Source organism: Affinundibacterium macrobrachii (assembly GCF_014652415.1).
GTDB classification, from domain to species: domain Bacteria; phylum Pseudomonadota; class Gammaproteobacteria; order Burkholderiales; family Burkholderiaceae_D; genus Undibacterium; species Undibacterium macrobrachii.
Genome location: NZ_BMYT01000001.1, coordinates 342,625 through 356,475 on the forward strand (window position 1 = coordinate 342,625; position 13,851 = coordinate 356,475).

Here is a 13,851-nt window from a genome sequence, read left to right on the forward strand (position 1 = left end):
TTCACAATTTTTACAATCAATGTAAACCAATTTTCTTGGAAATTCGTTGATCAGTTTTAAATTGAGATTCACTTCTTTACTATTTTAGAAATTTTACGCTTTCCAAGCATCCTCCCTCTGAATGGCAACTAGCAAAGAATTATCCAATTTTCTCGAAGGCGTCGAGCGTCGGGCATATAAACATGCTGTGTATATGGTACGAAATGACGAGTCAGCACTCGACATCGTGCAAGATGCCATGATTAAATTATCCGAAAAATATGGCGATAAGCCCGCTGATGAATTGCCTTTGTTATTCCAAAGAATTCTTCAAAATACAATTCTTGACTTTTTTCGTCGTGAAAAAGTTCGCAATAATTGGGTAAGTCTGTTCTCAAATATCAGCACAAACAACCAAGACGATGATAATTTTGATTTACTAGAAATCCATGCGGCCGAAGAAGGTAGCGAAGCAGCAGAATCGACAGAAAAGAAGTTGGAAAGAGAACAAGTTTTAAATATTATCGACGATCAAATAAAAAAACTTCCCACGCGTCAACGAGAAGCCTTCTTGATGCGTTACTGGGAAGACATGGATGTCGCAGAGACAGCAATTGCTATGGGCTGCTCTGAAGGAAGTGTGAAAACACACTGTTCTAGAGCGACACACGCACTAGCCGCATCACTTAAAGCAATAGGGATACATTTATGACTTACGCAAAAGAAAAAGAGGAAATTGACTTCGCCTACAAAGTGCGTCGTGCAATGACGGAATCAAGCGAAAACTTGCCGGAAGCCACTCTCGATCGATTGGCCGCAGCTCGTCAATTAGCGTTGTCACGTCAAAAGCAAGCTGAACCAAGCCGAGCACTCGCTTTTGGCGGTATTTTGGCAGGCAATAGCGGGCAGTCCATATCGCAAAAAAGCTGGGTAAAGAAAATGTGGATAGCATTACCTCTCTTAGCTTTGATGATAGGCTTATATGGAATTTACGAATACGAACAAGAACAACAAATTAACGATCTCGCGGAGATAGACGCAGCTGTTTTAGTTGACGAATTACCACCTGATGCTTATTTAGATGGCGGTTTTAATGCTTATTTAAACAAAGAAACACCACCAGTAAAAACAGAGGAATAAGAGTGCAAATTACGAGTCTTTTGCTCCAAACAAGTTTCCCTAGCTTAGTATTTTTATTGACTGTTGGTTTATCGGCCAATGCTGTTGCACGTACGCCAATGCAAGCACCTGCTAGTGCAACAAGCATTAGCTCTTCCGCGGTTCCGACCAAAACAAACCAAAGTATAGTCACAACAAAGACCAGTTGGAAACAACTGCGGCCCGATGAGCAAAGCGCATTGGCACCGCTAGCCAATGAATGGGATCAAATGGACGCCACGCGCCAAAAAAAATGGCTCGCGGTTGCGCACAAATATTCCAACATGAAACCCGAAGAACAACAAAGAGTTCAGGAACGGATTCGCACTTGGGTAAAATTAACACCTGAGCAAAGGATGTCAGTTAGAGAAAACTTTGCCAATACTGCCAAGAAATCGCCAGAACAAAAATCAGCGCAATGGCAACAGTATCAACAGTTGAGTGAAGAAGAAAAAGCGAAGCTGGCGCAACAAGCAAAATCCAAGAAAACCATTACAACAATACAACCCGAATCGAAAAAAACAAGTCCTGTGCTGGCACCAATAAAAAAGGTGCCTCCAGCAAAACCGGCTGATAGCACTGCATCGCAAGCGAATATCAAATAAAATAACGGTCAATACAAAGAACCATCGACTAAGTTAGTTATTCATGAATCATTCGCCAGCAAGTAAAAATACACCAACAGCACAAATCAACAGCACACCAAGTTTAAAGCGCCGCCTAGTATGTATGATCATATACGAGGCAGCGTTGGTATTTGGTGTGATTTTTTTTGCTAGTTTTATCTTTGATGTAACAACGCAAAGCAAGAGCGCCTTAAGCCTAAGACTGGCAAGAGAAGTTTTTCTGTTCGTTGTGATTGGTTCTTATTTTGTGTTTTTTTGGCGTCGTGGCGGTCAAACGCTCGCCATGCAAACTTGGCGCATTAAATTAGTCAACGATGACTTTTCTCGCATCCCATTAACCAAAGCGATCGTGCGATATTGCTTAGCTTGGCTGTGGTTCTTACCTGGACTTATTGTCGCCTATCAACTTAACCTAAAAAATGCACAATTAGCGATTCCCGTCGTGATCGGCTTTTGCTGCTGGGCGGCGACCGCTCTATTCATTAAGGATGGACAGTTTTTGCATGACAAACTGGCAAAAACACGCTTGATTGAAATCCCAAAACCAGAAAAGAAACTTGAATCAGATCAAATTTGATTTTGCTTAATTGCATTTCTGCGCCGTTAAATTTGGGGTAATGCTTGATTCAATGATATTCTATTGCCAAATGATCGCTACTTGCGATTAGACAAGATCAATAGGCATTCGACATGCAAAACAAAACACCAAGACGAACGCGAGACCGTATTTTAGATTTATCACTAAAGCTATTTAATGACTTTGGTGAACCTAACATCACAACCACGATTATTGCCGAAGAGATGAGCATTTCTCCAGGCAATCTTTATTATCACTTCAGAAATAAAGAAGATATTGTAAATTCCTTATTCGTTCAATTTGAAGAAGAGATTAATAAGAAGCTCGCCTTCCCAGAAGGCCGAAAAGCCAATATTCAAGATATTTGGATCTATCTTCACCTTACCTTTGAATTAATTTGGCGCTATCGTTTTTTCTATCGCGACCTCAATGACTTGCTAACACGCAATAGAAAGCTTGAGCTCACCTTTAAACAAATTCTAAATCATAAAATTAAAGTCGCTACTGAACTCTGTTTGGGTTTACGCGCTGATGGTGAATTCGAGGCTGACGATATTACAGTCGATGCATTAGCGACAAATATGGTCGTCGTCGCAACTTACTGGCTCTCTTATGAATATGTCCGTAATCCACGTAAATATACGGAATTACAAACAATGTCAGAATCGTTGGCGCGTGGCTGCTATCAAGTTATCGTGCAAATTAGCCCTTATTTGCGGGGAAATACAAAAGAGGTCTTTGAAAAGCTGTCTCAAGACTATTTACTCAAAATTAAGCGTGAAGCCTAATTCATTTATATGAAATCAGTTTGTGTCTACTGCGGCTCAGCGAGTGGAAATTCGCCTGCCTTTCAACAAGCAGCCCTGTCTCTCGCTAAGCAACTTGTTGCGAAAAATTTAGAGTTAGTCTATGGCGGTGGAGATGTGGGACTAATGAAAGTCATCGCTGACGAAGTAATGCGGCTTGGCGGTCATGTTACCGGCGTTATTCCACAAGCTTTATTGGACCGAGAAGTTGGTCATACTCAGCTGAATAAACTCCATGTTGTTGCCAACATGCACGAACGCAAAGCCATGATGGCTCAGCTTTCGGATGGTTTTATCGCACTTCCAGGTGGAATAGGTACGCTTGAAGAACTTTTTGAGATGTTCACTTGGTTGCAACTTGGCTTTCATCACAAGCCTTTAGGTTTGCTAAATGCTGATGGATTTTATGACCACCTTCTACAATTTTTGGAACATGCGGTTTTTTCGGGCTTCTTGAAACCTGAACACAACGCATTGCTTATTAAAGAAACAGATCCTTCGCTACTACTCAACCGTATGCAGCATTTTAAAGACGCAATCAATGCAAAATCTACGCTTGGTTAACCTGCTGGGCAGCAAATTCGTCAAACTCAATTACGATTCCAACATTTCCAATGAATATGTACTCTAATCAAGGGTAAATTTGTGATTACAAGGTAAAATACGAAAATTGCGCTGAATATGCCAAAACAAAGCAATTTTAAGCGCGTCACTTCCATTTTCTTTCGATTGAAACTCCATGAAATTCTCTAAACAATTTTCTCTTTATCAATCCGAAGCCACACAGTTCATCAATGGCTTAAAAGAAGCAAATCCACACTTAGAGCAAGGGCAGCGCGATGGTCGCGCCTTATTGTGGGACAAAGCACCAGTTGATTTAGATAATCAACGACGCATCGCGGAAGCTCGCGTCAAACAGCAAGCTTATGTTTATCAAAACAAAAACTAAGCAAAATTGAAGCTGATAAATCACTTTTAATCGCTCAGCTTCAATTCCTCAGACGCATGTCTACACAAAGTCTACCGGCCACAGAACTCCCAATTATTGGCGCAAGCGACAGCACTCCTGATGTTGTTGATGGCTTGGCATTTGCTAAATTGTATGGCGAACCGCTGTTTAAATTGCCAAATGATTTATATATACCACCGGATGCTTTAGAAATATTTTTAGAAGCATTTGAAGGTCCATTAGATTTGCTGCTGTATTTGATCCGCAAACAGAATTTCAACATTCTGGACATTCCGATGGCGCAGGTAACACAGCAATACTTGCAATACGTCGATCAAATCCGCAAACACAATCTCGAACTGGCTGCAGAATATTTGTTGATGGCAGCTATGCTGATAGAGATTAAGTCTCGCATGTTGGTGCCGAGCAATAAAACGCAAGACGGCGAAGAAGCTGACGATCCCCGTGCTGCATTAGTACGCCGATTGCTCGAATATGAGCAAATGAAGTTAGCAGCTTATGATCTGAATGCACTCCCACAGCTTGGTCGAGATTTCCTGCACGCGCAGGTCTACATTGAACAAAACACCGTCTTACACTGGCCCGAAGTGCGCGTTGCAGATCTTCAGCAAGCTTGGGCGGAAGTTCTCGGTCGAGCAAAACTAGTCGCGCATCACAAGATCAGCCGCGAAGAATTATCGGTTCGCGAGCACATGAGCAGCATTTTAAGGCGCTTACAATCAAGTAAGTTTGTTGAATTTGCTGATTTATTTGATCCCAGCCGTGGTGCACCCGTGGTGGTGGTTAATTTCGTTGCCTTACTCGAACTCGCTAAAGAAACCCTAATTGAAATTACGCAAGCCGAGGCTTATGCCCCAATCTATGTAAGGCTTGCATACGCACCTGCGTAAGCCACCCCCCATGAAATAACCCAATTTTCCCAACTCCAAAAATGAAAATAATCTCCTCCATTGAAGAATTGCGCGATCAATTACGTGGTCAATTACGAACGGCGTTTGTTCCAACAATGGGCAATCTGCACGAAGGTCATTTATCGCTCATGCGTCTGGCGCGTCGCCACGGCGATCCAGTAGTGGCGTCCATTTTTGTTAATCGATTGCAGTTTGGACCGAATGAAGATTTCGATAAGTATCCAAGAACTTTTCAAGCGGATGTAGAGAAGCTAGAAAAAGAAGGCGTGTATGTCTTGTTCGCGCCAACCGAGAAAGATCTCTATCCTGAACCTCAAGAGTATCGTGTTCAACCACCAAATGATTTGGGCGACATACTTGAGGGTGAATTTAGACCAGGATTTTTTAATGGCGTCAGTACGGTCGTACTCAAGCTTTTTTCTTGCGTGCAGCCACGGGTCGCCGTTTTTGGCAAGAAAGACTATCAACAATTAATGATTATCCGCAACATGGCAAAACAATTTGCCTTACCGACGGAAATCATCGCGGCGGAGACTTGGAGAGCAGAAGATGGCTTAGCCCTCTCCTCTCGAAATGGCTATTTATCAGAAACTGAACGTGCAGAAGCCCCGATGCTTTATCAGATTCTGAACCAGGTGGCGAATGAAGTAAGAGGTGGCAATCTGAATTTATCTAACATCGAACAACAAGCGATGCAGGAACTCTCGAAACGCCAGTGGAAGCCCGACTACGTTGCGATTCGTAAGCGCGTTGATCTGCAAGCACCAAGCGCTGCAGATTTAGAAAATCAAGAAGCGCTAGTTGTCTTGAGTGCAGCGAAACTTGGTAATACACGTCTAATCGATAATTTGGAAATCTAACTCCGCCCTACTTGTACGCTATGCATCAACTTCGCTCCCTATTTCGGCATTTGCTCAGCTCGATTTTCTTATCTAGCCTTGGTTACTTGACTTGCTTGCCAGCGCAAGCGCAAATTACAGTAAAAGATGACGCGCAAAGAAAAGTCAGCATAGAAAAACCTGCAGCACGTATTATTAGTCTTGCTCCACATGTGACGGAACTTGTATTTGCTGCGGGCGCTGGTCAGTATTTAGTCGGCGTTAGTGAATATAGTGACTATCCTGAACAAGCTAAACATATTCAATCCATAGGAAATATTTTCGCACTTGATTTAGAGAGATTGCTCGCACTCAAACCAGATTTGGTGATTATTTGGGGAACCGGCAATGCAAAACAACTAGCAAATAAACTGCGAGACAATAAAGTTACAGTGTATGAGAGTGAGCCACGTAATTACGAAGACATAGCCAACTCAATCGAAAAAATCGCACAATTAAGCAAGACGGAGAAAATTGGATTTGAGAACGCGAAACAGTTTCGTGTTCGTCTAGAGCGTTTGCGCAACACCTATCAGCTAAAGAACAATGAGAAACCAATCACGGTTTTTCATCAAATGGTGAAGAGTCCGCTGATGACGACGAATCGAGAACACTTCATCTCAAAGATGATTGAATTATGCGGCGGCAAGAATGTTTTTGCAGATTTAAAGGAAATCAGTGCAAGCATTAGTTTAGAAGCCCTGCTTGCTGCCAATCCTGAGTTCATTTTTAGTAGCGGTCAAGACAACTCAAAACTACTTCAAGACTGGAAAAGTTTTCCCAATCTAACGGCTGTCAAAAAACAGAATTTATTCAGCATTCCTGGAGATTGGCTGCATCGCTCAGGTCCGCGCGTCCTTGATGCGACCGAACTGCTTTGCAAAAACATCAGTGAGGCAAAAAAGAAAATCTGAGATTTTTCAATCTCAGATCATACATACTTAAAGTATCAGCCTAGGTATAAGCCTCATTATTCGACGATTATCCTAATCAGACTAAAGTCGCCCTAAACCAGTCGACTTCTATATTTAGTGCAATGGATAAGTGCGATACTCGCCATCTTCGTCTTCGTCATCATGATGATGACCATGCGCACCGTGGACATGGCCATGCGCTATTTCTTCAGTCGTCGCTTCGCGCACCTCAGTTACGTGCAAAGTAAATCGCAGCGCAATTCCAGCTAATGGATGATTGCCATCTAAAACAACTTTATCTTCAGCAATTTCAGTCACTGTAAAAATCAGACTTTCTCCGTCTTCGTCATCATCTGGCGTGCCTTCAAATTGCATACCCACTTCAATTGGCGATGGTAAGCGACCACGGTCTTCGATCTTCACCAAGTCAGCGTCATATTCACCAAATGCGTCTTCTGGCTCAACTTGAATCGTGTCATTAAAGCCAACTGACTGACCGTCCAAGGCTTCTTCAATCTTTGGCAAAGTGTTTTCGTAGCCACCGTGAAGGTATACCATTGGTTCTTGCCCCTGCTCGATCAGATTTCCAAGCGTATCAGACAAGCTGTACTCGACAGTTACCACAGTATTTTTGGCAATTTTCATACTATTTCCTTAAAATTTTCAGGTCTTTTGTAATACATCACGCATTATACCTTCCTCAAGTGACGTCGATGATTTATCCTGCCTGAACTTTTCACACCCGATTGACTTTGCAAAATGAAAAAAAACACGACCGCGCTCACTTTACTAGGTGGAATTACACCTGAAGAATTCTTCGCTACCTACTGGCAAAAAAAACCACTGCTAATCCGTCAAGCAATTCCTAACTTTAAAGCCCTTTTTAGCCCTGAAGAACTGTTTGAAATGGCGGGTCGCGACGACGTCGAATCGCGCCTGATTTGCTTTTTCAATCAACACTGGGAAATGAAAAATGGCCCAATCGAGAAGATCCCCGTTAAAGAGAAAAAAGATTGGACGCTCTTGATTCAAGGCGTCAATCTTCACCAAGCCAAAGCAGATGAATTACTCCGCCAGTTTAGATTTGCACCTGATGCAAGGCTGGATGATTTAATGATCAGCTACGCGCGTGAAGGTGGTGGTGTTGGTCCACATTTTGATTCTTATGATGTGTTCTTACTACAAGCGCATGGTCAACGCCGCTGGCAGATCAGTGCGCAAAAAGATCTAAGCTTGATCGAAGGAATGCCACTGAAAATACTGCGCAATTTCAAACCAGAGCAGGAATACATATTAGAACCTGGTGACATGCTGTACTTACCACCACACTACGCCCATGATGGTGTAGCTCTTGGTGAATGCATGACGTATTCAATTGGTTTCAAATCACCTTCGTTTCAAGAACTAGGTGAAGGCTTTTTGCAATTCATGGCGGACACGATTGATCTACCTGGCAGATATGCCGACCCAGAACTCGAAGCGAGCAAAAATCCAGCAGAACTGGGCACAGCGATGATAGAAAAAATATGCGCTGAGCTTGAGAAAATAAAGCTAGGCAGAGAAGACATGACTATCTTCTTGGGCGAATATTTGACTGAACCTAAAGCCAGTGTTTTTTTCGACTCACCTGAAAAGCCATTATCGCCACAAAAATTTACTGCCGCGGCGTTCAAATATGGTGTCAAGCTTGCGCTAAAAACGCAAATGCTATATCAAGCAAAACATGTGTTTATCAATGGTGAATCTTTTAGCGTCGGAAAGAGTGACAAACAAATCCTCAGCTTGTTAGCAAATCAGCGTTTTCTCAGTTCTGAAGAGATCGCCAAAGCGTCAGACGATGTACTCGAAGCCTTTTGTATTTGGTACGAAGATGGCTGGTTACAGCTTTCCAAAAAGTAGAAAATTTGTGAAAAACAAGGTGTGGATTTGCTCGCTTTTGCACCTTTTTGATCGACTTACAACATGGAATGTCAGTATTCAAGTAAAAATACATAAATAAGCTGATTTTTTTAGAAAAAAGCCCAATCAAGTATATTCGATTGACAGAAAATTCATTATAATTCGCGGTTAGGAAAGTTTCGAAGGACATGTAAAATCTACTTGATTTTTATGCCGACGACTTAACCTATTGAGCGATAATTACCGGTAATTATTCATCGCAAGTTTGTTGTTTTTTTAGATCTATTTTTTGAAAGTAAAAACATGAAAAAATCACTTTTGCTCGTTTCTATGTTGGCAGTAGCTTTGGTAGCATGCAACAAACCAGCTGAAACTCCAGCTTCTACTCCAGCTGTTGAAGCGGCTCCAGCTTCTGCACCAGCATCCGCACCAGCAGCTGAAGCAGCTCCAGCATCTGCACCAGCAGCTGACGCAGCAGCATCTGCAGCGTCTCCAGCAGCTGAAGCAGCTCCAGCAGCAGCTTCTGCAGCAGCATCTAAGTAATTTATTACTTTTAGAAAAAAGCCGGTCATTGACCGGCTTTTTTTACGTCTATCGATTTGTAAATAATTGGTTTTAGCAATAACTCGTCAAATAGCTCGCAAGTACGAAATAATCGACACAAAAAAAAAGCGGATTTGAAAATCCGCTTTTTAAATCCGCTTTCTATTACTTATTTCAACTGCTCATTAAGAACTTTTAAAATCTTATTCGCCACTGGTGTCGCTGAAACTTTGCCATCTTCGCCGTGAACCGTGACACGACTAACTTCACCAGCATCGCGTACTAAGATACGATATTTTTCACCGTCTTTGGCTGCATCGCTAGAGCCCCAAGAGAATAATTTCGCAAAGAAGCCTTCACTCGCACCCTTGGTTTTCGCATCAATATCTTGATCGATATAGCGCACAAAATAGATTCCTTTAGAACGATCACGATCTTCGATCGTAAAGCCGATTCGATCAAGTGCTAAGCCAACTCGACGCCATGAGCGATCAAATCCTTCGTCGGTCTCTAAGTAGCTTAAATCATTGAGACTGAGCAATTTAGAGCGTGGCGCATCTGTACTAGCTGGCGCTTTATCCGCCGGCGTTGCGGCTGCTGCAACCACTGCTTTCGCCTTCACTTCATCCGCACCTAAACGAAGCATTAAACGTGATAAGAACTCTGCTTCTAATCCAGCATCATTAGCACGAGAAGTCCAAGCAGTATTACTCTTATCGCTACCAGTCAAGACCTCTTGGGCGCCGCGATGACTGACGTAAATTTCGACTTCTCCATTTGGACTACGTTCAACACGGGTACGGAACTTGTCACGTTCACCAGTCGAATATAAACCATCGAATACCTTACCAATAGTTGAGCGAATTAAATCTTGTGGAATTTTTCCACGATTTTCAGCCCAATCAGTTTCCATCACACCAGTGGCTTCATTCTCGACATTAATCAAGAAACCTTGCTCTTGCCAAAAATCTTTCAACTGCGGCCATAACAATTCCGGCGTTTGCTTCACAACCAAATAACGTTGTGTCCCATTGCGTTCAATGCGCATATCTTTCAACTGATTCAGAGCGACTACACCATTAGCTGTTGCAACCGCGCCGCCGGCACGTTTGGCTGCATAAGCGGATGCAGTTGCACTACCCTGATCAGCATCTGGAATCGAAAAACGGCTATCGCGACGAATTTGCGTCAAATCTGGTGGAACTTCCAAAGAAGTCGTCTTTGCCTTACTCGCGCTCTTATAATCAATACGATTTGATTCAGCAATACTTCCGACAAAACTACAACCAGTAGAAATACTTGCAACTCCAATTACACCGGCCAATGCTAAAGCACGAACCATTTTTTTATTAGCAACAACGCTTTTTGCCATGTGAAAATCCCTACGAATTGTAATCAGTTAAATATGCATGAAAACACGATTGCTGGCGTAAAACTGGGCATTCCAGAACACAATAAACCATGCATTCGTCCGATGTTCTAATTAAAGCACACCAGCTTCACGTAAAGCGGAACGAACAATATCATGATATTGCGTAGAAAGGCTAACCAATGGCAAACGAATTCCCTTAGGAATCAATCCCATTTCAGCCAAAGCCCATTTGACAGGGACTGGATTTGGCTCCACAAATAATTTCGCATGTAGCGGAATTAAGCGATTATTTATCTCAACGGCCTTTGTGATCTCGCCATTCATTGCTGCCGCACATAATTCATGCATTGCACGTGGTGCGACGTTTGCAGTGACTGAGATATTCCCTTTACCGCCGCAAAACATCAAGGTCATCGCGGTAGGATCATCTCCTGAATACACTGCAAATGATTTTGGCAGCAAGCGCAACAACTCTAAATCACGTGCAATATTGCCGCTCGCCTCTTTGATACCAACGATGCCTGGCAATTGCGCTAAACGCACAATCGTTTCGTTGGACATATCAGCAACTGTGCGACCTGGAACGTTATACAAAATAATCGGAATATCAACGGCTTCAGAGATTTTTTTGAAGTGTTGATACATACCCTCTTGCGTCGGACGATTATAGTAAGGCACGACTTGCAAAGAAGCATCAGCACCAGCTTCTTTAGCAAATCTTGTTAAAGCAATTGCTTCCACTGTTGAATTTCCACCAGAGCCGGCAATAATCGGCACGCGCTTATTGGTGTGTTCAACCGCGATACGAATCAATTCACAATGCTCTTCCACACTTACTGTCGGAGACTCGCCTGTTGTTCCTACTATAACAATGCCATCTGTCCCTTCAGCAATATGCCAATCAATCAGCTTACGCAAGCTTGGAATATCGAGGCTACCATCGTCATGCATTGGGGTCACAATCGCGACCAAACTTCCTTGTATCGTTGTCATCTTAGCACGTGGAAAAAGTAAAGCCATTATTGTAGCGGATCGTTACCTGCTATGGGAGAGAATCGAAGATAGATTCAAGCACAATCGATGAGCAACATCGAATCGCAAATAAAGACTTGTTCAATTAGATGGCTATGTATTAAAAATCAGAAAAAAAACGCCCTGCTAAATTCTTGTAAAAATGTTGCGTCACTCTTGGCTGCGTAATTTACGCACACAAATTCTTTGAACGATGGCTGGTGATGGCTGGTTGACAAAGCCATGTTCAAAACCTAGACATTGCTGGCGTCCACTTTGCTGCTGAGTGAAGACAAAATGATTTAACAACTCGTTTTCCGCAAGCAGAAAATCTGGATTACGTGGTCGACCAAATTGCTCGTTGCCAGCGGCAAAGGTTTCGTAAATTAGTACGCCCTGATGCATAATCGACTCAAGTATCTTAGGCATTAAAGGACGATGCAAATAATTCGTCACCACGATAGCCGCAAATTGATAGTCTGCAAAAGGCCAAACAAAATCTGCGGTCTCCAAATCAAGTTCAAAGCAGCGAATACCCAAAGGCCTTAACATATCTAATAAATCGGCGCGTTGATCAACTGCCCAAACCTCGTAACCAGCTTCCTTCAAAAGACGTGAATGACGCCCACTACCACAAGCAAGATCCAGAACAGGTCCGGCTGCGCGCGGAATTTCCGTCATATATCGCAACACCCAATTAGATGGCTGGCTAGCAGGCGAGATCACGACAATAACAAAACGAAAGGCGTTAAGAACAATTGCAACAACCATTGTGCGGCCGACATGAGCGGATACATCCAAACATGCAGCACCTTCAAAAAGACTAGCGCCAACACAATAAAAAATCCGTATTGTTCAATTTTTGCGAATTGATATGCCTGACGATTGGGCAAAAGACTCACCACAATTCGACCACCATCCAAGGGAGGAATGGGGAACAAGTTAAACGCAAACATCACTAAATTTGTCATTAATCCTGCTTGGGCCATGCGATAAAAAAACTCCTGCTCAACTTGCAAACTGGCAAGGAGTAAGGCTAAAACCATCCAGAGAAATGCCATCACAAAATTAGCTGCGGGTCCCGCTAGAGCCACCCATGCCATATCACGCTTCGGCTTACGCAAGGCACCGAAGTTTACTGGAACAGGTTTGGCATAGCCGAAGATAAATTCACCGTTGGTGCTAAAGTAAAGTAATAAAGGAATAATGATCGTTCCGAGTACATCAATATGCACCACAGGATTGAGACTCATCCGTCCTTGACTGTAAGCGGTCAAATCACCGAAAAATTTTGCGGCAAACGCATGTGCAGCTTCGTGCAAAGTAATAGCCAAAATGACGGGTATTGCATAAACAGCGACGGTCTGAATTAAGGCATCCATAAATTCCTTTGTTATAGGCTTAGGCTATGAGCTTAAGCTTTCTACTTGAGATATTGACTTGAGACATCTGCTTAAACTACGAGTTAAGAACTTTTAAGAATCAAGACTGAATAGCAGCGCGGTTTCTAAGTCTTATCCCAACCTCAACACTACAATCCAAACAGCGCAACATCACCACGGCCTAAACGAATTAATTCAGGCGCTTCGTGTGTCATATCGATCACGGTCGTTGGCGACAAACTACAAGCACCGCCGTCGATAACTAAATCAATTTGTTTTTCCAAACGTTCACGCACCAATTCCGCATCGGTTAAAGGCTCTTCATCGTTTGGAAGTATTAAAGTCGTGCCAAGCAATGGCTGCTGCAGCTCATCCAATAAAGCATGCGTAATTGCGTTCTCTGGAACGCGCAGGCCTATGGTCTTGCGAGATGGATGACTCAGACGTCGAGGCACTTCTTTTGTCGCTTCTAAAATAAAAGTAAACGGCCCAGGGGTTGCCGCTTTTAACATACGGAACTGACGATTATCGACCTTGGCGTATTGCGCGATTTCCGATAAATCGCGACACAAAAGTGTCAAATGATGTTTATCATCAACTCCACGAATTCGACGTAAGCGCATGACTGCGTCTTTATCGTCAAGATGACAAACCAAGGCATAGCAAGAATCGGTTGGTAAAGCGACGATGCCACCTTGATGAATAATTTGCGCTGCTTGTTTAATCAGCCTAAGCTGCGGATTATCTGGATGTATTTGAAAAAATTGACTCATAAAACGACTTATAGAAATAGACAACGGAGGCTTAGCCTCCGTTGATCATCAT

General features: G+C 42.9%; 18 protein-coding genes. 12 read left to right on the top strand and 6 right to left on the bottom strand.

The window, feature by feature from the left end; translation table 11 throughout:
* The first annotated feature begins 121 nt into the window (after positions 1-121).
* From IE103_RS01535 to IE103_RS01580, 10 genes are all read left to right on the top strand, one after another.
* Entirely contained in the window at positions 122-691 is a 570-nt protein-coding gene (locus IE103_RS01535; protein WP_189344248.1) for an RNA polymerase sigma factor, read from the top strand.
* A complete protein-coding gene (locus IE103_RS01540) occupies positions 688-1,119 on the top strand; it encodes a DUF3619 family protein (RefSeq protein WP_189344249.1) in 432 nt (143 codons plus the stop codon). Before IE103_RS01535 ends, IE103_RS01540 begins: the two co-directional genes overlap by 4 nt.
* 20 nt (positions 1,120-1,139) lie before the next feature.
* A complete protein-coding gene (locus tag IE103_RS01545) occupies positions 1,140-1,742 on the top strand; it encodes a DUF3106 domain-containing protein (RefSeq protein WP_189344250.1) in 603 nt (200 codons plus the stop codon).
* 43 nt (positions 1,743-1,785) lie between these two features.
* Entirely contained in the window at positions 1,786-2,340 is a 555-nt protein-coding gene (locus IE103_RS01550) for an RDD family protein (RefSeq protein WP_189344251.1), read from the top strand.
* 113 nt (positions 2,341-2,453) lie between these two features.
* The gene (locus IE103_RS01555; protein WP_189344252.1) at positions 2,454-3,128 is read left to right on the top strand and encodes a TetR/AcrR family transcriptional regulator; all 675 of its coding nucleotides are present in this window, start codon (positions 2,454-2,456) and stop codon (positions 3,126-3,128) included.
* A gap of 9 nt (positions 3,129-3,137) precedes the next feature.
* A complete protein-coding gene (locus IE103_RS01560; protein WP_189344253.1) occupies positions 3,138-3,710 on the top strand; it encodes an LOG family protein in 573 nt (190 codons plus the stop codon).
* A gap of 175 nt (positions 3,711-3,885) precedes the next feature.
* Positions 3,886-4,095 (top strand): DUF3460 family protein, encoded by a 210-nt coding sequence (locus tag IE103_RS01565; RefSeq protein WP_189344254.1) that lies wholly within the window; start codon positions 3,886-3,888, stop codon positions 4,093-4,095.
* Between the two features lie 56 nt (positions 4,096-4,151).
* Positions 4,152-5,006, top strand: a complete 855-nt coding sequence (locus IE103_RS01570) for a segregation and condensation protein A (protein ID WP_189344255.1) — start codon at positions 4,152-4,154, stop codon at positions 5,004-5,006.
* A gap of 41 nt (positions 5,007-5,047) precedes the next feature.
* Positions 5,048-5,887, top strand: a complete 840-nt coding sequence (panC, locus tag IE103_RS01575; RefSeq protein ID WP_189344256.1) for a pantoate--beta-alanine ligase — start codon at positions 5,048-5,050, stop codon at positions 5,885-5,887.
* Positions 5,888-5,907: 20 nt separating this feature from the next.
* The gene (locus tag IE103_RS01580) at positions 5,908-6,819 is read left to right on the top strand and encodes a cobalamin-binding protein (RefSeq protein ID WP_189344257.1); all 912 of its coding nucleotides are present in this window, start codon (positions 5,908-5,910) and stop codon (positions 6,817-6,819) included.
* Positions 6,820-6,933: 114 nt separating this feature from the next.
* Here IE103_RS01580 and IE103_RS01585 read toward each other — a convergent pair whose 3' ends face one another.
* Positions 6,934-7,464: an FKBP-type peptidyl-prolyl cis-trans isomerase gene (locus IE103_RS01585; RefSeq protein WP_189344258.1), complete on the bottom strand. Its 531-nt coding sequence runs from the start codon at positions 7,462-7,464 to the stop codon at positions 6,934-6,936.
* Positions 7,465-7,578: 114 nt separating this feature from the next.
* On the opposite strand from IE103_RS01585, the gene IE103_RS01590 reads away from it, so the two are divergent.
* Together IE103_RS01590 and IE103_RS01595 are read left to right on the top strand one after the other, a co-directional pair.
* On the top strand, positions 7,579-8,718 hold the full coding sequence (locus IE103_RS01590; protein ID WP_189344259.1) for a cupin domain-containing protein: 1,140 nt from the start codon (positions 7,579-7,581) through the stop codon (positions 8,716-8,718).
* A gap of 303 nt (positions 8,719-9,021) precedes the next feature.
* The gene (locus tag IE103_RS01595; protein WP_189344260.1) at positions 9,022-9,261 is read left to right on the top strand and encodes a hypothetical protein; all 240 of its coding nucleotides are present in this window, start codon (positions 9,022-9,024) and stop codon (positions 9,259-9,261) included.
* Positions 9,262-9,430: 169 nt separating this feature from the next.
* Here IE103_RS01595 and bamC read toward each other — a convergent pair whose 3' ends face one another.
* From bamC to IE103_RS01620, 5 genes are all read right to left on the bottom strand, one after another.
* Positions 9,431-10,633 carry an outer membrane protein assembly factor BamC gene (gene bamC / locus IE103_RS01600; protein WP_189344261.1) on the bottom strand — a complete coding sequence of 401 codons (1,203 nt, stop codon included), beginning with the start codon at positions 10,631-10,633 and terminating at the stop codon, positions 9,431-9,433.
* A gap of 111 nt (positions 10,634-10,744) precedes the next feature.
* Positions 10,745-11,653, bottom strand: a complete 909-nt coding sequence (gene dapA / locus IE103_RS01605) for a 4-hydroxy-tetrahydrodipicolinate synthase (protein WP_229827007.1) — start codon at positions 11,651-11,653, stop codon at positions 10,745-10,747.
* A gap of 162 nt (positions 11,654-11,815) precedes the next feature.
* Positions 11,816-12,325 (bottom strand): class I SAM-dependent methyltransferase, encoded by a 510-nt coding sequence (locus IE103_RS01610; RefSeq protein ID WP_229827009.1) that lies wholly within the window; start codon positions 12,323-12,325, stop codon positions 11,816-11,818.
* 41 nt (positions 12,326-12,366) lie between these two features.
* Positions 12,367-13,026: a site-2 protease family protein gene (locus IE103_RS01615; RefSeq protein ID WP_189344263.1), complete on the bottom strand. Its 660-nt coding sequence runs from the start codon at positions 13,024-13,026 to the stop codon at positions 12,367-12,369.
* Positions 13,027-13,175: 149 nt separating this feature from the next.
* Positions 13,176-13,799, bottom strand: a complete 624-nt coding sequence (locus tag IE103_RS01620; protein WP_189344264.1) for an L-threonylcarbamoyladenylate synthase — start codon at positions 13,797-13,799, stop codon at positions 13,176-13,178.
* Positions 13,800-13,851: the final 52 nt, after the last annotated feature.